This window comes from Quadrisphaera setariae (assembly GCF_008041935.1).
In the GTDB taxonomy this organism is placed as follows: Bacteria; Actinomycetota; Actinomycetes; order Actinomycetales; family Quadrisphaeraceae; genus Quadrisphaera; species Quadrisphaera setariae.
In genome coordinates this window covers 117,179-138,384 of the sequence record NZ_VKAC01000009.1, presented here as the reverse complement: position 1 = coordinate 138,384, position 21,206 = coordinate 117,179, and the positions used below count along the sequence as shown (strand labels likewise).

The window sequence follows — 21,206 nt, the reverse complement described above, 5'->3', positions numbered from 1 at the left end:
TGTTCGTGGGTGGTTCGTCAGTGTGTCTAGTGTCCCCGCCGCAGCGGGGTCAGCCGACCACGCGGCGGCGGGCGGCGGCCAGGCGGCTGGCGGTGGTGGCGTCGAGGACCTCGCCGCCGACCTGCACGCGCAGGCCGCCGAGCACCTCGGGGTCGACCTCCACCTGGATCTGCACCCGCTTGCCGTACACGCGGGCGAGCCCGGCTGCGAGGCGGTCCTGCTGCACCGCGGTGAGCGGGACGGCGGCGGTGACGACGGCCAGCAGGCGCGCGCGCCGGGAGGCGGCCGCCTCGAGCAGGTCGTCGAGGGCGCCGGAGACCCGGCGCCCCCGCGGAGCGGTGACCACCTGGCGCACCAGCGCGACGGTGGTGGGGTCGGCGCGGCGGGCCAGCAGGTCGTCGACCAGGGCACCGCGCTGCGCCGGGGTGGCGCGGCCGTCGTCGAGGGCGGCGGTGAGGGCGCGGTCTCCCGCGACCAGCCGCGAGAAGCGGAACAGCTCGTCCTCGACGCTGTCGAGGACCCCGTCGGACTCGGCGCCGGCCAGCATGGCCTGGGTGCCGAGCGCCTCGAGGGCGTCGCCGAGGTCGCGCTGCTCGGACCAGCGGGCACGCACCAGCCCGGACACCACGTCGAGCGTGGGCCCGGAGACCTGGCTGGCCAGGAGGCGCTGGACCAGCGCTGCGCGGTCGGCCTCGGTGCGGCTGCTGTCGGTCAGCGCGCGGCGGAGCCCGACCGAGGAGTCGAGCAGGCCGGCCACCGCGTACAGCTCTTGGCCGAGGGCTGAGGCCCCACCCCGCGCCAGGAGCGGCTCGAGCCGCTCCTGGGCGGCGGCGAGGGAGTCTCGCGAAGCGCCGCGCATCAGCGGCCCGTGCCTCGCGGCGCGGCGTGGGAGCCCGTGGCCCCACCCGTGCTCGGGGCGCCCTGGTCCGCGGTGGTGGCGCTGGCGCGCACCTCCTCGGGCGAGGACTGCTCGAGCTCGGTGAGGAAGCGCTCCACGATGCGCGACTGGCGCGCGGAGTCGGTGAGGGACTCACCGACGATGCGACCGGCGAGCTCGGTGGCCAGGCCGCCCAGCTCGGTGCGCAGCGACGTCACGGCCGCCTGGCGCTCGGCCTCGACCTGACGGCCCGCCGACTCGGTGATGCGCTCCGCCTCGGAGGCGGCGCGCTCGCGCATCTCGACGATGATCTTGGCGCCCTCGGCGCGCGCCTCCTCGCGGATGCGCGCGGCCTCGGCACGGGCGTCGGCGAGCTGGGCGCGGTACTCCTCCAGCGCCGCAGCGGCCTCGGCCTGCGCCTTCTCGGCCTTCTCCATGCCGCCCTGGATGGCTGCCTGGCGCTGGGCCAGCATCGTCTCCAGACGCGGCACGGCGACCTTGTAGGCGACCACCAGGAGGATGATGAAGCAGATGGTCCCGGCGATGATCTCGCCCGGGTGCGGGATGACGGGGTAGGCCTCAGCCCAGAAGCCCGTCTCCGCGGTCAGGACCGTTGTCATGCTCTGCGCTCCTCCTGCTTGCTAAAGGGCCTGCGTCAGCCGAAGACGAACGCGAGCGCGATGCCGAAGATGGCGAACTGCTCACAGAGCACGAAGCCGAGGATGGCGATCGTCTGGAGCATGCCGCGCGCCTCCGGCTGGCGTGCGACGCCGCTGACGTAGGCGGCGAAGATCAGGCCGACGCCGACGCCCGGCCCGATGGCGGACAGGCCGTAGCCGACGATCCCGAGGCTGCCAGTCATAGATCCGTTCCTCTCGATTCCCGCCGCGATCGTGCGACCGAGCGGTCGTGGTGGGTGGTGGTGGGTCCTGTGGTGTCTCTCAGTGGTCGTCCGCGTAGGCCTCAGCGATGTACAGCGAGGTCAGCAGGACGAAGACGTAGGCCTGCAGGAACGAGACGAGGATCTCGAAGGCCGTGATGAAGAGGAAGATCGCGAAGGTCGGGATGGAGACGACCTTCAGGAACGCACCGCCGTGCAGCAGCATGTACTCCCCGCCCAGGGCGAAGAGCAGGAGCAGGGTGTGGCCCGCGAACATGTTGCCGAAGAGGCGCAGCGCCAGCGTGACCGGGCGGATGACCAGGAAGGTCAGGAGCTCGAGCACGAAGACGACCGGGACGGCCGCGATGGGGAGCCCGGCGGGCACGAGGTGGCGCAGGGTCCCGCCGACGCCGTTGCGGCGCAGCTGGGCGCCGATGTAGACGACCCAGACCCCCATCGCCAGGACCAGCGGGAAGCCGATCCGGCTGAACGTGGGGTACTGGACGAACGGCGTGATGCCCATCAGGTTGTTGACGAGCACCAGGGTGAAGATCGCCAGCAGCAGGCCCAGGTACGGACGCACGTGGGCCGCGCCGATGACGTCACGCCCCACCGAGTTGCGCACGAAGCCGTACACGCCCTCGAGCGCCCACTGTCCGCGGCCGGGCACCAGCGAGAGCCGGCGGGTGGCGAGCACCAGGACGAGGCAGATGGCCGCCGTGGTCAGCGCCATGACGAACATGGGCCGGGTGATGGCGAACGCGCCGTCACCGATCAGCGGCTGCCAGAAGTCGGCGGGACTCGGGGGCACGAAGCCCGCTGAAGTCGGCACACCGATCATCCGTGGGCATCCTCTCGGTCGAAGTGCGGCCGGGTGGGTGCGATCTCGAGCGGGCTACGTCGTCCGCATCCCTGAGCACCACCTGCGTGAGCGGGAACACCGTATCGGACGGAGGAGGTGCTCCCGACCGTCCGGGTGCTCGTCACCGCGGCGACGACGGATCCGCGGAGTCCGGAGCGGGCTGCTCGTCGAACAGGAGCGTCCGCACCCGGGTGAACGCGACGACCTGCCCCACGGTCCAGGCCAGTGACACCGCGCAGGCGGAGATGGCGAAGGCGATGGGCGAGAGCCACGTCGCGTCACGGAAGAGGATGAGGAAGAGCCCCAGCAGGAGCACCACCGTCATGTACCCGACCATGGCGATGCCCAGCACGATCACCGGCTCGAGGTGCCGCACCTTCTGCAGCACCAGCGTGCTGGCGGCGAACGTGACCCCCACCAGCAGCGCAGCCGTCACGGCCCCGGAGGCTCCGAGGCCGCCCTGCACCACCCAGAAGACCACCACCGCCACGACGGCGACGACGGCGGCGGGGAGCGAGCCGCCCTTGAGCATGGCGCGGTACGGGTCCTGCGGGCGCGCGGCCTGCACGGTGTCTCCAGACGTCAGGGGGCGGGACTGCCGATCCTAGACGCGGGGAGGCGGTCCCCCGGTCGGCGCGGACCGCCGCTCGGGTGGCTTCCCGGTGCTGCGCTGCGGGCCCGCCGGGTGCTGCGGACGTGACGGACGCCTCACCCGATCGGCCGCAGCGGCCTTCCCGGCGGCGGGCGCGCCGCCACGCTGCCGGAGCAGGAGGGGGCCGTGGGTGCGGGCCCTGCGGCGCGCCGGCCCGAGGGTCACGAGCACCGCCAGGAGGAGCGCAGCCCCCCAGCCCACGAGCGCCGTCCTCAGCGGGACGAAGGCCAGCGAGATGGCGCCGAAGGACACCACCGCCGTCCACAGCCACAGCACGAGCACCGCCCTGCCGTGCGTGTGGCCGAGCGAGAGCAGGCGGTGGTGCAGGTGCAGCTTGTCCGCGGCGAAGGGTGACTGCCCCGCGAGCACGCGGCGCACCACCGCCCAGACGAGGTCGGTCAGCGGGAGCAGCAGCACGGCGATGGGCAGGAGCACCGGGAGGAAGACGGGGGCCACCTGGGCACCGCTGATCTGGCTGATGCTGGCCGGGTCGACCTGCCCGGTGACGGACACCGCGGAGGCCGCGAGCAGCAGGCCGATGAGCATCGAGCCGGAGTCGCCCATGAAGATCCGCGCCGGGTGGGCGTTGTGCGGGAGGAAGCCCAGGCAGACGCCCACGAGCACCGCCACCGTGAGGGAGCCGAGGTTGGCGTAGTTGTCGGTGTTGACGGTGCGGGTGAACAGGTAGGAGTACACGAAGAAGGCGGCGCCGCCGATGCCGACGACGCCGGCCGCCAGACCGTCGAGCCCGTCGACGAAGTTGACGGCGTTGATCCCCACGACGACGGCGAGCACCGTCACCGCCAGGAAGAGCCCGGCGGACCCCACGATGAGCCCGCCGCCCCAGGGCAGGCTGTACAGCTGCACCCCCTGCCAGGCCATGAGCCCCGCCGCCAGCACCTGGCCCGCCAGCTTGGTCAGGGGGTCCAGGCCCCAGACGTCGTCGGCGACGCCCAGCAGGCCGACGATGGCCGCCCCGGCGAGCACCGCCCAGGGCGCGCGGTTGTCGCGGAACAGGTCCGACAGGAACGGCATCTGGCTCGCCGCCACGAAGGCGACCACCACCCCGGCGAGCATCGCCAGGCCGCCCAGGCGCGGCGTCGGCACGGAGTGGACGTCGCGGTCGCGCACCGCCGTCATCGCTCCCGCCTTCTCGGCGATGCGCCGGGCGAGGGGGGTGGCGAGGTAGGTGGTGCCCGCAGCGAGGAGCAGCAGGAGGAGGTAGGCCCTCACCCTGGAGGCTCGTCCTCGTCGTCCACCGGGACCACCATGCGGAGCGCCGCGGTGGGCACGGCGCCGCGGCGAAGCACCCTGAGGCGCTCGCCGGTCGCGTCGACGATGGTGGAGGGCGGGGCGTCGGCGCGGGCGGCCTCGCCGTCGTCGAGGTAGGCGGCCACGGCGTCGCCCAGCTGCGCCTCGGCCTCGGCGGCCGTGGTCGCCGCGGGCTGCCCGGTGCGGTTGGCGCTGCTGACCGCGAGGGGCCCGGTGGAGCGCAGCAGCTCGCGCGCCAGGTCGTGGTCTGGCACCCGCACGGCCACGGTGCCGCCGGTGTCGCCGAGGTCCCACCGCAGGGAGGGCTGGGCGCGGCACACCAGCGTCAGCCCGCCGGGCCAGAACGCCTCGGCCAGCGCCCGGGCCTCCGGCGGGACGCCCGTGGCCAGTCCGTCCAGCACGGCGACGTCGGAGACGAGCACGGGCGGCGGCATCGACCGGCCGCGGCCCTTGGCAGCCAGCAGGCGGGTCACGGCCTCGGCGTCGAAGGCGTCGGCGGCGATGCCGTGCACCGTGTCGGTCGGCAGCACCACCAGCTCGCCGCGGGCGAGGGCGTCACGGGCGTGGCGCAGGCCCGCCTCGCGGGCGGAGGGGTCCGTGCAGTCGTAGCGGCTGCTCACGGACGCCAGTGTGTCACTGCGACGGGGCGGATCCTGGCGGCGCGCAGGTGCCAGCAGGCCGGGCGAGGCGGGCGCTCGTCGCACGGGGCCTGCCGCCGGCGTCGTCGTGGGTGGTGGCGCCCTCCCAGGCGGGCGGCGCCAGCAGCCCGCGCAGCGACTCTCCCTGCACCTCGGCGTGCTCGACGACGACGAACCCGCCGGGCGCCAGCAGCGCCGCCGCCCGCGCGACCACGCCGCGCGGGACGAGCAGGCCGTCCTCGCCGCCGCCCCACAGCGCGAGCGCCGGGTCGTGGTCGCGGACCTCCGGCTCTCGGGGGACGGCACCGGGGGGCACGTACGGCGGGTTGGAGGCGACCACGTCCACCGTCCCGTCGAGCTCGGGGAGCACCTCCGCCGACGTCGCGTCGCCCAGGACCAGCCGCACCCGCTCAGCGGACCGGTGCGCGTCGACGTTCCGGCGCGCCCACGCGTGCGCGCCCGGGTCGAGCTCGACGGCGACGACGACGGCGGACGGCACCTCCGACGCGACCGCCAGCGCCACGGCCCCCGAGCCGGTGCAGAGGTCCACCACGAGCGGGCGGCGCCCGCTGCGCGCGACCTGCGCGGCGGCCTCGACGGCGAGGCCGGCCGTGGTCTCGGTCTCCGGGCGCGGCACGAAGACACCGGGGCCGACGAGGAGCTCCAGACCTCGGAACGGCGCGGTGCCGAGCAGGTGCTGCAGCGGCTCGCGCGCCTCCCGCCGCGCCACCAGCGCGGCCAGCCGCCCGGCCTGGCCGGCCGTCAGCGCGGTGCCGCGCAGGGCGGCGGCCCGCAGCTCCCCCAGCCCCAGGCCCAGCACTCCGGCGGCCAGGAGGTCGGCGTCGACGGCCGGCGAGGGGACGCCGGCCGCTGCCAGGCGCGCTCTCGCGGCGCGCAGCACGGCTCCCAGGTCGCCGCCGCGGCGCTCGTCGTCCACCGAGGTGCCCGCGAGGTCGTCCACGCGGTCAGGCACCGGCGTCGGCGAGACGGGCGGCGAGGTCGGCGTCGACGCAGGACTGCACGACGGGGTCGAGGTCTCCGGCGAGCACCTGGTCGAGGTTGTAGGCCTTGTACCCGGTGCGGTGGTCGCTGATGCGGTTCTCGGGGTAGTTGTACGTGCGGATCCGCTCGGACCTGTCCACCGTGCGCACCTGCGAGCGGCGCGCAGCGGACGCGGACGCCTCAGCGGCCTCCTGCTGGGCCGCGCGCAGCCGCGCCCGCAGGATGCGCATCGCCTGCTCGCGGTTCTGCAGCTGGCTCTTCTCGTTCTGGCAGCTCACCACGGTGCCCGTGGGCAGGTGGGTGATGCGGACGGCGGAGTCGGTGGTGTTGACGCTCTGGCCGCCGGGTCCCGAAGACCTGAAGACGTCGATGCGCAGGTCGTTCTGGCTGATCTCCACCTCGCCCGCGTCCTCCACCTCCGGGACCACCACGACGCCGACGGCGGAGGTGTGGATGCGACCCTGCGACTCCGTGACCGGCACGCGCTGCACCCGGTGCACCCCACCCTCGAACTTCAGGCGCGCCCACGGCCCGTCGAGGCCGTCGTCGCCACCGCGGCGCTTCACCGCCACGGAGACGTCCTTGTAGCCGCCCAGGTCGGAGTCGGTGGACGACAGCACCTCGGTGCGCCAGCCCGACCGCTCGGCCCACCGCAGGTACATGCGCAGCACGTCCCCCGCGAACAGGGCGGACTCCTCACCGCCCTCCCCCGCCTTCACCTCCAGGATGACGTCGGAGCCGTCCTCCGGGTCGCGCGGCGCCAGCACCTCGCGCAGGCGGTCCGCGGCGGTGCGCTCGGCCTCCTCCAGCGCCGGCAGCTCCTCGGCGAAGGCGGGGTCCTCCGCGGCCAGCTGGCGGCCCGCCGCCAGGTCCTCCTCTGCGGCCTCCCGGGCGGCGGCGGCCACGGCCACCCGCCCCAGCTCGGCGTAGCGGCGCCCCAGCGCGCGGGCGCGGGAGGCGTCGGCGTGGACGGCGGGGTCGGCGAGCTGGCGCTCGACCTCGGCGTGCTCGGCGAGCATCTCGCTGAGGCGGTCGGGTGACCGCTCACCACCGGTGGGGCTGGTCACGGGGTCTCCTGGCGTGTGGGGGGTGCTGCGTGGGGGTGGCACGACGAACGCCGGCCCTCCCCTGCTCGGGGCGGGCCGGCGTTCGAGGGAGCCGGTGTCAGCTCTTCTTCGCGTAGCGCTGGTTGAAGCGCGCGATGCGGCCGCCGGTGTCGAGGATCTTCTGCTTGCCCGTGTAGAACGGGTGGCAGGCGCTGCACACGTCGGCGCGGATCTCCGTGCCGGGCGCGGAGCTGCGCGTGGTGAACGTGTTCCCGCAGGTGCAGGTCACGGTGGTCTCGTGGTAGTCCGGGTGGATCTCGCTCTTCACAGCATCTCCTCGAGTGTCGGTGGCCGCCGGGTCGTGCTGCCCCCTCGGAACGGAGCGCACGTGAGCCGGAGCCGGCGAGCAGTCTGCCAGCAGGACTGGCACTCCTCCTAACGCAGCAGACCCCGCGGGGCTTCCCGCGGGGTCTGCTGCACCAGGGGCGTCCCCTGAGCGGTGGAGGTCAGTCCTTCGCCGGCGGGCGGGCGCCGCCGGCCGTCGGGGTCTGCGCCTTCACCTGCATGAGGAACTCGGTGTTGCTCTTCGTGTCGCGCATCTTGCTGAGCAGCAGCTCGAGGGACTGCTGGCTGTCGAGCGCGGTGAGCACCCGGCGGAGCTTCCACATCACCGCCAGCTCCTCGCGGCCCAGGAGGATCTCCTCGCGGCGCGTGCCGGAGGGGTTCACGTCGACGGCGGGGAACACCCGCTTGTCGGCCAGGCGACGGTCGAGCCGCAGCTCCATGTTCCCGGTGCCCTTGAACTCCTCGAAGATGACCTCGTCGGCCTTCGAGCCGGTCTCGACGAGCGCCGAGGCGATGATCGTCAGCGAGCCGCCGTTCTCGATGTTGCGGGCAGCACCGAAGAACTTCTTCGGGTGGTACAGCGCGGCAGCGTCGACACCGCCGGACAGGATGCGCCCGCTCGCCGGCGCGGCGAGGTTGTAGGCGCGGCCCAGGCGGGTCAGCGAGTCGAGCAGCACGACGACGTCGTGCCCCAGCTCCACCAGGCGCTTGGCCCGCTCGATGGCGAGCTCGGCGGCAGCGGTGTGGTCGGACGCGGGCCGGTCGAAGGTCGAGGCGATGACCTCGCCCTTCACGGTCCGCTGCATGTCCGTGACCTCTTCGGGGCGCTCGTCGACGAGCACGACCATGAGGTGGACCTCGGGGTTGTTGATGCTGATCGCGTTGGCGATCGCCTGCATCATCAGGGTCTTGCCGGCCTTGGGCGGCGAGACGATGAGACCGCGCTGGCCCTTGCCGATGGGGGCGACCAGGTCGACGATGCGCGTCGCCGTGATGCCCGGCTCGGTCTCCAGGCGCAGGCGCTCGTTCGGGTACAGCGGCGTGAGCTTGCTGAACTCCGGACGGCGGCGCGCCTCGTCGGGCGACATGCCGTTGACGCTGTCGAGGCGGACGAGCGCGTTGAACTTCTGCGCCCCGCGCCCGCCAGCGGCCTGCTGCTGCGCCTGCTCACCGTCGCGGGGGGCCTTGACGGCACCGGTGACGGCGTCGCCCGGGCGCAGCCCGGACTTCTTCACCTGGCCGAGCGGCACGTACACGTCGTTCGGGCCGGCGAGGTAGCCGGAGGTGCGGATGAACGCGTAGTTGTCGAGCACGTCGAGGATGCCCGCCACCGGGACGAGCACGTCGTCCGGGGAGACCTCGACGGGAGCCTCGGCCTCCAGGCCCGGATCGGTGCGCCCGCGGCGGCCCTTGCGGTCGCGGTCGCGGTAGCGCCCACGGCGTCCGCGGCGTCCGCGCAGGTCGTCGTCGTCCTCGTCCTCGCCGGGGACGGCCTGGTCGAGGCGCTGCTGCGGCGGGACGGACGTGCGCTGGAGGGGTGCGGAGCGCTCCTCGGTGCGGACCTGCTCCCCGCGCTCACGACGCGCGCGGTCGTTGCGCTCGCTGCGCTCGGCGAGGGCGCGGTCGAGGTCGAGGCGCACCTCCTCGGCGCGGTCGCGGGCGTCGCGCTGGGACGAGCGCTCGGGGCGCTCGACCCGGTCGGCGCGGTCCGCGCGCTCGACGCGGTCCGTGCGCTCGACGCGGTCCGTGCGCTCGACGCGCGCCTCGGCCAGCTCGGCGAGGTCGGGCAGCAGCGCCTGGGCGTCGGCGGCGGGCTGCGCAGCACGGTCGGTGCGCTCAGCGCGGTCGGCGCCAGCGGGCCGCTCGACGCGCTCCGGACGGTCAGCGCGCTCAGCGCGGTCGGCACCAGCGGACCGCTCGACGCGCTCCGGACGGTCAGCGCGCTCAACACGGTCGGCACCAGCGGACCGCTCGACGCGCTCCGGACGGTCAGCGCGCTCAACACGGTCGGCACCAGCGGACCGCTCGACGCGCTCGCGAGGCGCGCGGGTGCGACGGGCGGGACGCTCGTCGCTGCGCTGCTCGGGCGCCTCGGCGGCCGGCGCGGAGGGCTCCACGACCGGCGCAGCTGCCGGCTCGGCGACGATCTCGGCGGCGGAGGCAGCAGGTGCAGCGGTCTCGGCGGGCGACTGCTCCGGGGAGCGGCGCTGGCGGCGGACGGCGCTGGTGCGGGTGGCGGGCGCGGCCTCGCCACCAGCAGCGGCAGCGGCGCCGGTCCCGGTGCTGGGCTGACCGCCGGCCTGGGCGGCCTTGATGACGTCGAGCAGCTCGCTCTTGCGCATCCGGGCCGTTCCGGAGACGCCCAGCTGCACCGCCAGCGCCTGCAGCTCGGGCAGGCGGAGGCCGGTGAGCCCGGCGCGGCGCGCGCCGGGCTCGGTCGCTGCGCCGGACTGCGCCGGTGCGGCGATCTCGGTGGTGTCGGTCACGAAGGTCCTTCCCCCTCGTCAGCGCCTCGGTGGACACCAGAGGCGGGTCACCGGGCAGAGGCCGGTGCGGAGTGACGCCGTGCGGGACTCCGATCGCAGACATGCGCGGTGCGCAGGTCCGGCAGAGCGGAGAGGGCCCGTGGATCTCCACGGCAGATGTGTCGACCCGTGGGGCCAGCAGATGGCGGCGACAGCGGCGCCGCGCGAAGGCCAGCAGGGCTGGACCCACACTAGCACCCGGTCAGAGCAGCCGCCTCGTGCTCGAAGCGGCAGCTCCGGCGTCGTCGAGACACCACCCGAACGGCCGCGAAGCCCTCCGGTGTCCCCGCACGTCCCATCGGCGCACCACTGCGCTCTCTGAGGTGTTCGCGGCGACGGGTCCTGCCGTCAGCCGGCCAGCACCTCCACGGCGACGCCCTCGCGCGCCACTCCGGGCTCCAGCGCGAGCCAGCCGGAACGGGCTCCCACCAGCGCACGAGCACCGGCGGCCGCTGCGTCGCCCGCGCAGAGGACGAGCACCGAGGGGCCCGCGCCGGAGATGACGGCGGCGTGCCCGGCGGCGCGCAGGTCGCCGAGCAGCGAGGCGCTGGCGGGCATGGCGGCCGCCCGCTGCTCCTGGTGGAGGCGGTCCTCGGTGGCGGCGAGCAGCAGGTCCGGCCGGCGGGTGACGGCTTCCACGAGCAGGGCTGCGCGGCCAGCGGTGTGGGCGGCGTCACCATGGGTGACGTGCAGCGGCAGCATGGCGCGGGCGCGGGCGGTGGAGAGCTCGACGTCGGGCACGCAGAGCACCGGCACCACGTCAGCACAGGGGTCGACCCGCACCGCGCGCCAGGGGCCGTGGGCGCCCTCGCGCCAGCCGAGCGTGAGGCCGCCCAGCAGGGAGGCCGCCGCGTTGTCGGGGTGGCCCTCGATCCCGCAGACCAGGTCGAGCAGCACCTCGCGGGGCAGCGGCTCGTCCAGCAGCGCCGACCCGGCGGCCGCCCCGGCCACCACCGCGGCGGCCGAGGAGCCCACGCCGCGCCCGTGGGGCACGCCGTTGCGACTGGTCACGCGCAGGCGCGGCTGGTCGGCGGCGGCGACGCCGGCGGCGTGCAGCGCCGCCCTCACCGACCTGACCAGCAGGTTGCCCTCACCGCCGCGGATCGAGCCGGAGCCCTCGCCGCTGACCTCCACCTCCGCGCTGGACGCCTCGTCGCCGCCGCGCGCCGTCCCGGCCAGCGCCTCGACGACCACCTCGTCGCGCAGTCCGAGCGCCAGCCCCAGGGCGTCGAAGCCGGGCCCCAGGTTGGCGCTGGAGCCGGGGACGACCACGCGCACCCGGCGTCCGAGGACCGGGGTGCTCACGCCAGCGCCCGCGCCCGCTCCAGGCCGAGCGCACCCGCGGCGGAGTCGGCGTCGACGCCGACCCGGACGGGGCGGACCTCGCTGCCGTCGGCCTCGCGCAGGGCCCACTGGGGGTCCTTGAGGCCGTGGCCGGTCACCGTGACGACGATGGTGAGCCCCCGCTCCACCAGACCCGCCGCGTGGCGCTTGAGCAGACCGGCGACGCCTGCGGCGGAAGCGGGCTCCACGAAGACGCCGTCACGGGAGGACAGCAGCCGGTGGGCCGCGAGGATCTCCTCGTCGGTCACCGCCTCGACCACGCCACCGGACTCGTCGCGGGCGGCGACGGCCTGGTCCCAGGAGGCGGGGTTGCCGATGCGGATGGCGGTGGCGATGGTGTCGGGCGACTCCACCGGACGCCCCTCGACGATCGGCGCGGCACCGGCGGCCTGGAAGCCCCACATGCGCGGACGCCGGGTGGCGGGGCCCGGCTGGCCCGAGGTGGCTGCGTACTCCGTGTAGCCGCGCCAGTAGGCGGTGATGTTGCCGGCGTTGCCGACGGGCAGGCAGTGCACGTCGGGGGCGTCGCCGAGGGCGTCCACCACCTCGAAGGCCGCCGTCTTCTGCCCCTCGATGCGCGCCGGGTTGACGGAGTTCACCAGCTCCACCGGGTAGGCCTCGGCGAGCTCGCGGGCGAGCCGCAGGCAGTCGTCGAAGTTGCCGTCCACCTGCAGCAGCGTCGCGCCGTGGGCGACCGCCTGGCTGAGCTTGCCCATGGCGATGCGGCCGTCGGGCACGAGCACGCCGCAGGACAGGCCCGCGGCGGTGGCGTAGGCGGCCGCCGAAGCGGAGGTGTTGCCCGTGGAGGCGCAGATCACGGCCCGGGCGCCGTCGGCGGCGGCGCGCGTCATCGCCACCGTCATGCCGCGGTCCTTGAAGGAGCCGGTGGGGTTGCAGCCCTCCACCTTGAGCCGGACGTCGCAGCCGGTGAGCTCCGACAGGTGGCGGGCGCGCACGAGCGGCGTGCCCCCCTCGCCGAGCGTCACCGCGGGCGCTCCTGCCACGACGGGCAGGCGCTCCCGGTACTCCTCGACCACCCCGCGCCACTGGTGCGCCATCAGCTGTCCCCTTCCACACGCAGCACCGAGGCCACCGAGGCCACGGCGTCGAGCTCCGACAGGTCCGCCACGCACCCGGCCAGGGCGGCGTCGGCGGCGGTGTGCGTCACGACGACCAGCGAGGCCGACCCGCCCTCGCCGGCCACCGCTCCCGCGGACGGCCGCTGGCGCACGGTCTCGATGGAGACCCCGTGGGCGGCGAAGACCTGGGCGACCGCGGCGAGCACCCCGGGGCGGTCCGCCACCACGAGGCGCACCTGGTAGCGGGTGCGCACCGCGTCCGTGGGCAGCACCGGCAGGTCGGCGTGGCCGAGCACCCGAGGGCCCTGGCTGCCGTCCTGGCGGTGGCGCGCGAGCGTCACGAGGTCGCCCAGGACGGCGCTGGCCGTGGGCCGCCCGCCCGCGCCCTGGCCGTAGAACATGAGGTCACCGGCTCCGGCGGCCTCGACGAAGACCGCGTTGTAGGCGCCGCGGACGCTGGCCAGCGGGTGCTCGCGGCTCAGCAGGACCGGGTGCACGCGGGCCTGCACGCCCTCGACCTCGTTCCCGGCGTCGTCGACGCCGGTGGTGCGCTCGGCCACGGCCAGCAGCTTCACCACGGCGCCGGCCTCGCGGGCCGCCGCCACGTCCTCGGCGGACACGGAGCGGATCCCCTCGCGGTGCACGTCGTCGATGGTCACAGGGGTGTGGAAGGCGAGCGTCGCGAGGATCGCGGCCTTGGCGGCGGCGTCCCACCCGTCGACGTCCGCGGTGGGGTCGGCCTCGGCGAAGCCCAGCTCCTGCGCGCGGGCCACGGCGGCGTCGAACGTCTCGCCGCGGGAGTCCATCTGGTCGAGCACGTAGTTGGTGGTGCCGTTGACGATGCCGAGCACCCGCTCGACGCGGTCGCCGGCGAGCGACTCCCGCAGCGGCCTGATGATCGGGATGGCGCCGGCCACGGCCGCCTCGAAGTACAGGTCCACCCCGGCGGCGTCAGCGGCGGCGTGCAGCTCGCGCCCGTGGGCGGCCAGCAGGGCCTTGTTGCCGGTGACGGCGCTCGCGCCGTGCTCGAAGGCCCGCAGCAGCAGGCTGCGCGCCGGCTCCAGACCCCCCACCAGCTCGACGACGACGTCGGCGCGGGTCACCAGCGCATCGGCGTCGGCGGTGAGCAGCGCGCGGTCGAGCACCCCGTCCACGCCCTCGCGCGGCGCGCTCGCGTCGCGCACGGCGATCCCGACCAGCTCGATCGCCACCCCGGCGCGGGCCGACAGTTCGGCCACGCTCTCCGAGCCCGGCGCCAGCGCCACCGCCACCTGGCTGCCCACCGAGCCGCAGCCCAGCAGCGCCACCCGCACCCGCTCCACACCCGCTCCTGTCCACCGGCCCGGTCACGGGTCGAGCCCCGCGGCGCGCCAGTCTCCCAGACGGCCGGGGTCCCCGTGCGCCCCGCGTACCCTTCGGCGCGTGGACGACTCGGTGCCGGTGTGGACGGTGGTGCTGGTGGGCGCCGTCCTGCTCGCCGCGGGCGGCCTGGTGCCCTACGTGGTGGCCCGCGCGGCCGCGGGGCGGCTGCGCCGCAACCGCTGGGTGGGCGTGCGCACCCCCGCCACCCTCGCCGGTGACGCGGGCTGGCGCACCGGGCACGCCGCCGCGCGCCCCTGGGCCGCGGTGGCGGGCGCGCTGCTCGCGCTGTCCGGGCTCGGTGCGCTCGTGGTGGGCGCGACCACCGGCGCGCCGGGCCCCTTCGCCGCCGTCGTCGTGGGGGGCGCGGTGCTCGGGGCCGCGGCGCTCGTGGCCGGGGCGGTCCGCGCCGACGCCGCCGCCCGAGGATCGCTCAGCCGCTGACCTGCGGCGCTGGCCTCAGGCGCTGAGCCGGCGCGCGATCTCGGCGTTCCGGTCCGCCAGCAGGCCCTCCAGCGTCCGCCGCACGAGCACCGCGTCGGCGACCCGCCCGAGCGGCCCCAGCGGGCTCGTCCACGTCATCCGGTCCGTGGACCGGGTGCGGGGCGCACCGGTCGGCGAGGGCGGCAGCGGGTCGAAGAGGTGCTCGTGGCGGAAGGCGGCGAAGGCACCGGAGACCATCGCGTCGACGAAGCGCGCTCCCCCGCCAGGTGTCGCCTCGTCCACCTCGAGGATCTCGGTGGTGTGGCGCAGCGGGACGAGGCCGTGGAGGCGCAGCGACCAGCGCACCCGCTCCCCCGCGCCGATCCGGCCGCTGGTGCGGCTCCCCGGCCCCGCGGGCACCGGGCGCACCCGGTGTCGCCGACCGGCGGCTCGCTCGACGTCGAGGTCGAGGGAGACCGCGAGCACGGTGGCCACGTCGCCGGGGAGGTCGGTGGAGGCCTCGATCGTCGGCACCGGTCCACTGTGGGCGAGGGCCGGGCGAAGCGCACTCCCGGGGGCGGGGCGAGGGCGCGGTGCGCCACCCCGCGCACCGGGACGGTCAGCCCAGGCCGTGGCCCAGGAGCGCACGCAGGGCGTCCAGGTGGGCCCTCAGCGCCGCTCGGCCGTCCTCCGTCAGCGCCAGCCACGTGCGGGGGCGCCGCCCGACCCGCCCCTTGGTCACCTCGACGTAGCCCGCGGCCTCCAGGGCCGCGACCTGCTTGGACAGCACCGAGTCGGAGACCTCCACCGCGTCGCGGACCTCGCCGAACTCCGCGCGGTCGACACCGGAGAGGGCGGAGACCACCGACAGGCGCACGGGCGAGTGGATGACGTCGTCGAGCTGGTGGCGGGGGTGCGCTCCTGCGCTGCTCGTGCTGCTCGCGCTCGTCATCGGCGCGACCACCGCAGGGCGAGCACCGCCGTGGCCAGCAGCGGCACCGCGGTGACCAGGGCTGCGGGCAGCCAGTAGGCCAGCTCGCCGTGCCGGGGGTGACCCCCCAGCAGGGCGACGGCGTAGACGACGCCCCAGGAGAGCCAGGCCAGGGCGTGCAGCCGTCCCTCGCGGCGCAGCCGCACCGGGCGGGTGGCGGCGTACCCGACGCCGAGGGACACGAGGAGCACCCAGCCGATCATCGCCAGCGTCGTCCCGGTGTCCCCGCCGAGCCCGATGAGGAGGACGACGACGACGCTGCCGACCGCGAAGGCGCCGAAGTACCCGGCGAGCCAGCGTCCCCGGGCGGTGAGGCCGCGGCGCGCGGTGTCGGCGCCCGCAAGGGCGGCGCGGGCCTGGTCAGCGGTGAGGGGGGCGTGCTCGCTCATGCCACGAGTGTGGCAACTACTTTCCACACTGGCAAGTACTTTCCTCGACCGGCGTCACAGCTGGGCGAGCAGGAAGTCGCGGCGCTTCTCCAGCACCTCCACCGACGCCGACGCCGACGCCGGCCCCGGCACCGCCTTGCGCAGCGCCACGTGCACCCGGGCGTGCGGTTCGCCGGACCGCGACGCCACCCGCGCCACCAGCTGGTTCACCTCGCGGCGCAGCTCCGCGGCCGCGCGCCAGCCGGCCTGCCCCTCATCGGGCTCGAAGCGCCCCGTCTCGCCTCCGGCAGCACCGCGGCCGCCGAGGCCGCCGTCGTCGTCGCCCAGTCCGCCGAAGAGGTCGTCCTGCACGGCGGCAGCGGCCGCGGCGCGGCGGTGCTCGTCGTCGCGCTGGGACAGCAGGGCGGCGGTCTGCTCCGGGGTGAGCATGCCCGCGAGCAGGCCGAGGTGCTCGCCGTCCTCCTCGGTCAGCGCCGGCGCGGCACCGGCCAGCACCGCGCGGCCGCCGTGCAGGACGTGCGCGAACTGGGCGTCGGCGTCGAGCGCGCGCCACTCGCGGGTCTCCGCCGCGGCGCGCTCGGGCCGCGGCAGCGGGTCGAGGTCCTCGCTGGGCTCCGCGGGCGGCGGGATGACGTGGTTGCGCTCCTCCTCCATGGAGGCGGCCAGCGTGAGCAGCGGTCGCACGGCGGGCAGGAAGACCGTGGCGGCTTCGTGCGGACCGCGGCTGCGGACCACGCGGCCGACCGCCTGCGCGAAGAACAGCGGCGTCCGGTAGCTCGTCATCCAGGCGAGCACGGCGGCGCGCGGCACGTCGACGCCCTCCGAGACCATGCGCACGCAGACCGCGATGCGCGTGGTGCCCGCGCCGAACTTCTCGATCTTCTGCGAGGCCTTCGGGTCGTCCGAGAGGATCAGCTCGGGCTTTTGGCCGGTGACCTTCTTGACGATGGCGGCGTAGGCGCGCGCGTCGTCCTGGTCGCTGGCCAGCACCAGGCCGGCGGCGTCGGGCATGCCGTGGGCGCGCAGGTGCGTGATGCGCTCGTCGACGGCGGCGATGACGTGCGGCACCCACTGGCCCTTGGGGTCCAGCACGGTCTTCCAGGCGTTGGCCTCGACGCTCTTCGTGCTCGGCTCGGACAGCGACGCCGCGACCACCTCGCCGGCGCTGTTGCGCCAGCGAGCCGTGCCCGTGTACGCGGCGAAGACCACCGGGCGGACCACGCCGTCGCGCAGGGCCTCGCGGTAGCCGTAGGTGTAGTCCGCCGACGACCGGAGCTCTCCCGGCTCTCCGTCGGGCACCTCCGCGTACCTGACGAAGGGGATCCGCTCCCCCGGCTTGGTGCGGAACGGCGTCCCCGTGAGGCACAGGCGGCGGGCGGCCCTGTCGAAGGCCTCCTCGGCGGCTTCGCCCCAGCTCAGGCCGTCACCGGCGTGGTGGACCTCGTCGAGGATGACGAGCGTCTTGGCGGCCGTGCACCGGGCGGCGTGCAGGGCGGGCTTGCCCGCCACCTGCGCGTACGTGGTGACGTAGCCCCTGGTGCCCGCCCGCACGGGCCCGACGGCGTTGGTGAGCGTGGGGTCCAGCACGATCCCCGCGGCGTGGGCCGCCTCGGCCCACTGCGTGCGCAGGTGGTCGGTGGGGGCGACGACGACGACGCGCGCCACCTCGCGCCGGGCGAGCAGGCGGGCCGCCAGCGTCAGGGCGAACGTCGTCTTGCCGGCGCCGGGCGTCGCCGTGACGAGGTAGTCGGTCGGCTTCTCGGCCTCGTAGCGGCCCAGCGCCTCCGACTGCCAGGCGCGCAGCGGCCGGCCGCCGTGGGACTCCACCGGCCCGACCACCGCGCCGGGGTCGCCCGGGGCCTCCGCGGCCAGGTGCGCGGAGGCGGTCAGACGTGCTCGCTGGAGCGGGGAGGTGCTCACGACCCGGCCACGCTAGCCGCTCGCGCGCCCGTCCCGGGGCCGTTCTCCCAGCCGCCCGCGGGGCGCACCCGCAGCGCCACGGCCGCAGCCAGCAGTCCCACCAGCGACAGCCCGCCGAAGACCAGGGCGAACGTCACACCGCCGTCGGAGCTCGCGCCGGCCAGGTCCCCGGTCGCGGCCGTGGCGTGGAGGTCGGGCGCGGAGCCCAGGCGGGCGGCGAAGACCGCCCCGGCCACCCCGATGCCCACCACCGCGCCGAGCGCGTCGGACAGCTGCAGCGCGGCGCTGTGCCGGCCGCGCAGGTCCGGCGGGCTCATCGACAGGGTGAGCACGCTGGTGCTCGACAGGGTCAGGCCCATGCCGAGCCCGCCCACGGCCCAGACGGCCAGCACGGCCATGCCCGGCAGCAGGTGCAGCGACGGCAGCACGAGCAGGCCCACCGCGCACGCGACGAGCAGCCCGCCGACCGCCATCAGCCGGGACCTGTCCATCCGCAGCCCCTGCCGGCCCTGCAGCGCGGAACCGAGGGTCCAGCCCATCGCCGCGCCGGTGAGGGCCAGCCCGGCGAGCGTCACGGGCAGCCCGCGCTCCAGCACGAGCATGAGAGGGACGTACGACTCCGCCCCGAAGAAGCCCGCGGTCATGATGCCGCGCACCGCGATGACGCTGGGCAGCCCGCGCTCCGCCCGCAGCGTGCCCCCGGGCAGCAGCGCGGGGAGGGCGACCAGGACGGCGACGACGCCCACCAGCACCGACACCACCGGCAGCACCCGCAGCGGCACCAGCTCGGCGGCCCCGGCCTGCGCCAGGCCCGCGCCGGCGGCCACGCCCAGGCCGCGCACCGCCCGGGCGCGCTGGCTGAGCAGTCCCGGACGCTCCGGCGCGCCCGCCTCGGGCGCGGGTGCGCCCAGGTGCCACAGGCGCGGCAGGAGCACGGCTCCGACCACCACGGCCAGCGGCGCGACGAGCAGGAACACCGCCCGCCAGCTCCAGGCGGTGGCCAGCCAGCCCGCGGCCAGCGGACCGATGACGGCGGGCAGCACCCAGGCCGAGCTGATCCAGGCGAAGACCCGGGGCCTCACGGCCTCCTCGAAGACCGCGCCGACCACGGCGTACAGCGACACCACCAGCAGGCCGCCACCGAGCCCCGAGACGGCCCGGCCCACCAGCAGCACCGTGAAGGTGGGGGCGGTGCCGCACAGCACGAGACCTCCGGCGAACGCCAGCAGGCCGCCCACCACGGGGGTGCGCGGTCCGTGCGCGTCGGCCCAGCCGCCGGCCAGCACCGTGCCGAGCAGGCTGGCGGTGAGGAAGAGGGAGAAGGCCAGGCCGTAGCGCCTCAGGCCGCCCAGCTCGTCGGCGACCACGGGCATGGCCGTGCTGACCGCCATCGCCTCGAAGGCGACCAGCGTGACGAGCGCGACGATGCCGGCGAGCGCGACCCGCAGCTCGCCGCGGATCACTCCCCGGCGCCGGAGCCCTCGCCCGAGCCCTTGCCGCCGGAGCCGCCCTCGCGGGAGCGCATGCCCTCGATGACCTCCTTGCACATCGGGCAGACCGGGAACTTGTTCGGGTCCCGTCCGGGCACCCAGACCTTGCCGCAGAGCGCGATCACCGGCTCACCGGTGAGGGCGGACTCGAGCACCTTCTCCTTGCGGACGTAGTGCGCGTAGCGCTCGTGGTCGCCCGGCTCGACGGGCTGCTCCACCAGCTCGCGGTCGAGCAGGGCGGTGCCCGAGGAGGAGGTCCGCGGGTCCGCCGTCGCGGGGCTGGCGCTGGGGTCCGACAGCGGCTCGCTCATGCCCCCAGCGTACGTCCCGGACGTGGTGGGCATCCGCGCCCCGGACCCCTCAAGCGACCCCCCGCGGGTGCCGATCCCCGGGAGGAGCGTGGAGCCGACCGCGCCGCCGCACGACCCGTGAGGACACGCCTGTGACGTCGAGCCCCGCGCCCGCTGCTGCCCCGGCCACCGCCGTGCCGGCCGCACGCCGCGCCACCAGCATCTCCGCGCGCCTGCTCGTGCTCGCCGCCACCGGCGTGGCGGGCGTCGTCGTCGTCGGCCTCATCGGTCTGCAGGGCCTGGACCGGCAGGGCACCGCGCAGACCGCGCTGGTCCGCGCCGACCGCGCCGCTGCGCTGGCCGAGACCGTGGACGCCCGTCAGGCCAAGCTGCGCGGCGACGTGGTGGTCCCCCTCGTCACCGACGACGTCAAGCAGCGTGCGGCGGCCATCGCCGCCCTGGGCGCCGACGCCACCCAGCTGCGCGACGCCCTGCGCCAGCTCGAAGGCTCGTCCACCGGGAGCACCCGTCAGCAGACCACACAGCTGCTCGCCCAGACCGAGCAGCTGGTCACGCTGGCCCAGCGCGTGGTCTCCCTCGCCAACCTCCAGGTCACCGACCCGCAGCAGGTGGCCGCCCGGAAGGCCCTGCCGGCCTTCACCACGCAGGCGGACGCCGTCAGCGGCGCCGTCCCAGCCCTGCGCGAGGCCGCCTCGGCCGCGCGCCAGGCGGCCCTCGACGAGGCAGCAGGCGCCCGGTCGGCCGCCCTGTGGCAGACGGCGATCGCCGCGCTGCTGGCGGCCGCCGTGCTCGCCGGCGTCTCCCTCACCCTGCGCCGCTCCCTGCGGCGCCGGCTGCAGGCCACGGTCGGCCTGCTCCGGGAGGTCGCCGACGGCCGCCTGGACCGCCGGGGCGACGTGGGCGCCCAGGACGAGGTGGGCCAGATGGTCAGCTCCCTCAACACGGCGCTCGACCACCTCAGCCGCCTCATGTCGCAGGTGGCGCGCGCCAGCGACGACATGGCCGCCTCCGCCCGAGACCTCACGCAGGTCTCCGGCTCCCTGGAGTCCCGGGCCGGCACGTCCGCCGCCCAGGCCGCCGCCGGCTCGGCGGCCTCCGAGGAGATCTCAGTGACCATCCGCAGCGTCGCCGACTCCAGCGGGGAGATGTCGCGGGCCATCGAGCAGATCGCCGCCGCCACGGAGGAGGCCAGCACCGTGGCCGCCGACGCGGTGCGCGCCGCCGAGGCCGCCACCCGCACCGTGGCGGGCCTGGCGCAGAGCTCCGCGGAGATCGGCGACATCGTGCGCGTCATCACCTCGATCGCCGAGCAGACCAACCTGCTGGCCCTCAACGCGACCATCGAGGCCGCTCGCGCCGGGGAGTACGGCAAGGGCTTCGCCGTGGTGGCCACCGAGGTCAAGGAGCTCGCCACCGAGTCGGCGCGCACCTCCGAGGGCATCGTGGCCAAGGTGGCGGCCGCCCAGCAGGACGCCACCGCCGCCAGCGCGGCGATCACGCAGATCAGCGACGTGGTGGACAGGATCAGCGCGCTGCAGGCCACCATCGCCTCCGCGGTGGAGGAGCAGACCGCCACGACCCGGGAGATGGTCCGCAACATCGACGAGATCGCCAACGGCTCCGTCGACGTCACCCGCACCATCTCCGCCATGGCCTCCGAGGCGGACCTCGCCACCGGAGACGCCGGGACGGCCGCAGCCACCGCCCAGCGGGTCGCCTCGGCGGCGGCCTCCCTGGAGACCGAGCTGAAGAAGTTCACCGTCTGATGCGCACGCCACCGACCTCCCAGCGCTCCGCCCAG

General features: G+C 75.6%; 22 protein-coding genes. 2 read left to right on the top strand and 20 right to left on the bottom strand.

The window, feature by feature from the left end; all coding sequences use genetic code 11:
• Positions 1-49: 49 nt before the first annotated feature.
• From FMM08_RS15660 to FMM08_RS15595, 14 genes are all read right to left on the bottom strand, one after another.
• Entirely contained in the window at positions 50-859 is an 810-nt protein-coding gene (locus FMM08_RS15660) for a F0F1 ATP synthase subunit delta (RefSeq protein ID WP_147927307.1), read from the bottom strand.
• Positions 859-1,497 carry a F0F1 ATP synthase subunit B gene (locus FMM08_RS15655; RefSeq protein ID WP_147927306.1) on the bottom strand — a complete coding sequence of 213 codons (639 nt, stop codon included), beginning with the start codon at positions 1,495-1,497 and terminating at the stop codon, positions 859-861. Before FMM08_RS15655 ends, FMM08_RS15660 begins: the two co-directional genes overlap by 1 nt.
• A 35-nt stretch (positions 1,498-1,532) precedes the next feature.
• Positions 1,533-1,739, bottom strand: coding sequence for an ATP synthase subunit C-like protein (locus tag FMM08_RS15650; protein WP_147927305.1), 207 nt, complete (start codon positions 1,737-1,739; stop codon positions 1,533-1,535).
• A gap of 79 nt (positions 1,740-1,818) precedes the next feature.
• The gene (atpB, locus tag FMM08_RS15645; RefSeq protein WP_147927304.1) at positions 1,819-2,598 is read right to left on the bottom strand and encodes a F0F1 ATP synthase subunit A; all 780 of its coding nucleotides are present in this window, start codon (positions 2,596-2,598) and stop codon (positions 1,819-1,821) included.
• Positions 2,599-2,740: 142 nt separating this feature from the next.
• Positions 2,741-3,187 (bottom strand): Cg1360 family ATP-synthase-associated protein, encoded by a 447-nt coding sequence (locus FMM08_RS15640; protein ID WP_147927303.1) that lies wholly within the window; start codon positions 3,185-3,187, stop codon positions 2,741-2,743.
• Positions 3,188-3,223: 36 nt separating this feature from the next.
• On the bottom strand, positions 3,224-4,504 hold the full coding sequence (locus FMM08_RS15635; protein ID WP_147927302.1) for an MraY family glycosyltransferase: 1,281 nt from the start codon (positions 4,502-4,504) through the stop codon (positions 3,224-3,226).
• On the bottom strand, positions 4,501-5,163 hold the full coding sequence (locus tag FMM08_RS15630) for an L-threonylcarbamoyladenylate synthase (protein WP_147927301.1): 663 nt from the start codon (positions 5,161-5,163) through the stop codon (positions 4,501-4,503). The genes FMM08_RS15635 and FMM08_RS15630 overlap by 4 nt, the downstream gene beginning before the upstream one ends.
• A 13-nt stretch (positions 5,164-5,176) precedes the next feature.
• On the bottom strand, positions 5,177-6,142 hold the full coding sequence (prmC, locus tag FMM08_RS15625; protein WP_255472454.1) for a peptide chain release factor N(5)-glutamine methyltransferase: 966 nt from the start codon (positions 6,140-6,142) through the stop codon (positions 5,177-5,179).
• A 4-nt stretch (positions 6,143-6,146) separates the two neighbouring features.
• The gene (gene prfA / locus FMM08_RS15620) at positions 6,147-7,202 is read right to left on the bottom strand and encodes a peptide chain release factor 1 (RefSeq protein ID WP_147927398.1); all 1,056 of its coding nucleotides are present in this window, start codon (positions 7,200-7,202) and stop codon (positions 6,147-6,149) included.
• A 145-nt stretch (positions 7,203-7,347) separates the two neighbouring features.
• On the bottom strand, positions 7,348-7,557 hold the full coding sequence (gene rpmE, locus FMM08_RS15615; RefSeq protein WP_147927300.1) for a 50S ribosomal protein L31: 210 nt from the start codon (positions 7,555-7,557) through the stop codon (positions 7,348-7,350).
• Between the two features lie 178 nt (positions 7,558-7,735).
• Positions 7,736-10,060, bottom strand: a complete 2,325-nt coding sequence (gene rho, locus FMM08_RS15610) for a transcription termination factor Rho (protein WP_147927299.1) — start codon at positions 10,058-10,060, stop codon at positions 7,736-7,738.
• A 387-nt stretch (positions 10,061-10,447) separates the two neighbouring features.
• Positions 10,448-11,404, bottom strand: a complete 957-nt coding sequence (thrB, locus tag FMM08_RS15605; protein ID WP_147927298.1) for a homoserine kinase — start codon at positions 11,402-11,404, stop codon at positions 10,448-10,450.
• Positions 11,401-12,501 carry a threonine synthase gene (gene thrC, locus FMM08_RS15600; RefSeq protein WP_147927297.1) on the bottom strand — a complete coding sequence of 367 codons (1,101 nt, stop codon included), beginning with the start codon at positions 12,499-12,501 and terminating at the stop codon, positions 11,401-11,403. Before thrC ends, thrB begins: the two co-directional genes overlap by 4 nt.
• The gene (locus FMM08_RS15595) at positions 12,501-13,844 is read right to left on the bottom strand and encodes a homoserine dehydrogenase (RefSeq protein ID WP_147927296.1); all 1,344 of its coding nucleotides are present in this window, start codon (positions 13,842-13,844) and stop codon (positions 12,501-12,503) included. Before FMM08_RS15595 ends, thrC begins: the two co-directional genes overlap by 1 nt.
• A gap of 100 nt (positions 13,845-13,944) precedes the next feature.
• On the opposite strand from FMM08_RS15595, the gene FMM08_RS23115 reads away from it, so the two are divergent.
• Positions 13,945-14,325, top strand: a complete 381-nt coding sequence (locus tag FMM08_RS23115; protein WP_187279786.1) for an SdpI family protein — start codon at positions 13,945-13,947, stop codon at positions 14,323-14,325.
• Between the two features lie 15 nt (positions 14,326-14,340).
• Here FMM08_RS23115 and FMM08_RS15585 read toward each other — a convergent pair whose 3' ends face one another.
• The 6 genes from FMM08_RS15585 to FMM08_RS15560 all read right to left on the bottom strand — a co-directional run bounded on the left by FMM08_RS15585 (position 14,341) and on the right by FMM08_RS15560 (position 19,405).
• A complete protein-coding gene (locus tag FMM08_RS15585; protein WP_147927294.1) occupies positions 14,341-14,838 on the bottom strand; it encodes an SRPBCC family protein in 498 nt (165 codons plus the stop codon).
• A gap of 85 nt (positions 14,839-14,923) precedes the next feature.
• Positions 14,924-15,256, bottom strand: a complete 333-nt coding sequence (locus FMM08_RS15580; protein ID WP_147927293.1) for a winged helix-turn-helix domain-containing protein — start codon at positions 15,254-15,256, stop codon at positions 14,924-14,926.
• Entirely contained in the window at positions 15,253-15,684 is a 432-nt protein-coding gene (locus FMM08_RS15575) for a hypothetical protein (RefSeq protein WP_147927292.1), read from the bottom strand. The genes FMM08_RS15580 and FMM08_RS15575 overlap by 4 nt, the downstream gene beginning before the upstream one ends.
• 54 nt (positions 15,685-15,738) lie before the next feature.
• Positions 15,739-17,511, bottom strand: a complete 1,773-nt coding sequence (locus tag FMM08_RS15570; RefSeq protein WP_439653566.1) for a DEAD/DEAH box helicase — start codon at positions 17,509-17,511, stop codon at positions 15,739-15,741.
• Positions 17,512-17,600: 89 nt separating this feature from the next.
• Positions 17,601-19,067, bottom strand: coding sequence for an MFS transporter (locus tag FMM08_RS15565; protein WP_147927291.1), 1,467 nt, complete (start codon positions 19,065-19,067; stop codon positions 17,601-17,603).
• Complete coding sequence (locus tag FMM08_RS15560; protein ID WP_147927290.1) at positions 19,064-19,405, bottom strand: DUF3039 domain-containing protein; 342 nt, start codon at positions 19,403-19,405, stop codon at positions 19,064-19,066. The genes FMM08_RS15565 and FMM08_RS15560 overlap by 4 nt, the downstream gene beginning before the upstream one ends.
• A 131-nt stretch (positions 19,406-19,536) precedes the next feature.
• Here FMM08_RS15560 and FMM08_RS15555 point away from each other — a divergent pair, with 131 nt between their 5' ends.
• Positions 19,537-21,171: a methyl-accepting chemotaxis protein gene (locus FMM08_RS15555; RefSeq protein ID WP_147927289.1), complete on the top strand. Its 1,635-nt coding sequence runs from the start codon at positions 19,537-19,539 to the stop codon at positions 21,169-21,171.
• Positions 21,172-21,206 lie beyond the last annotated feature (35 nt).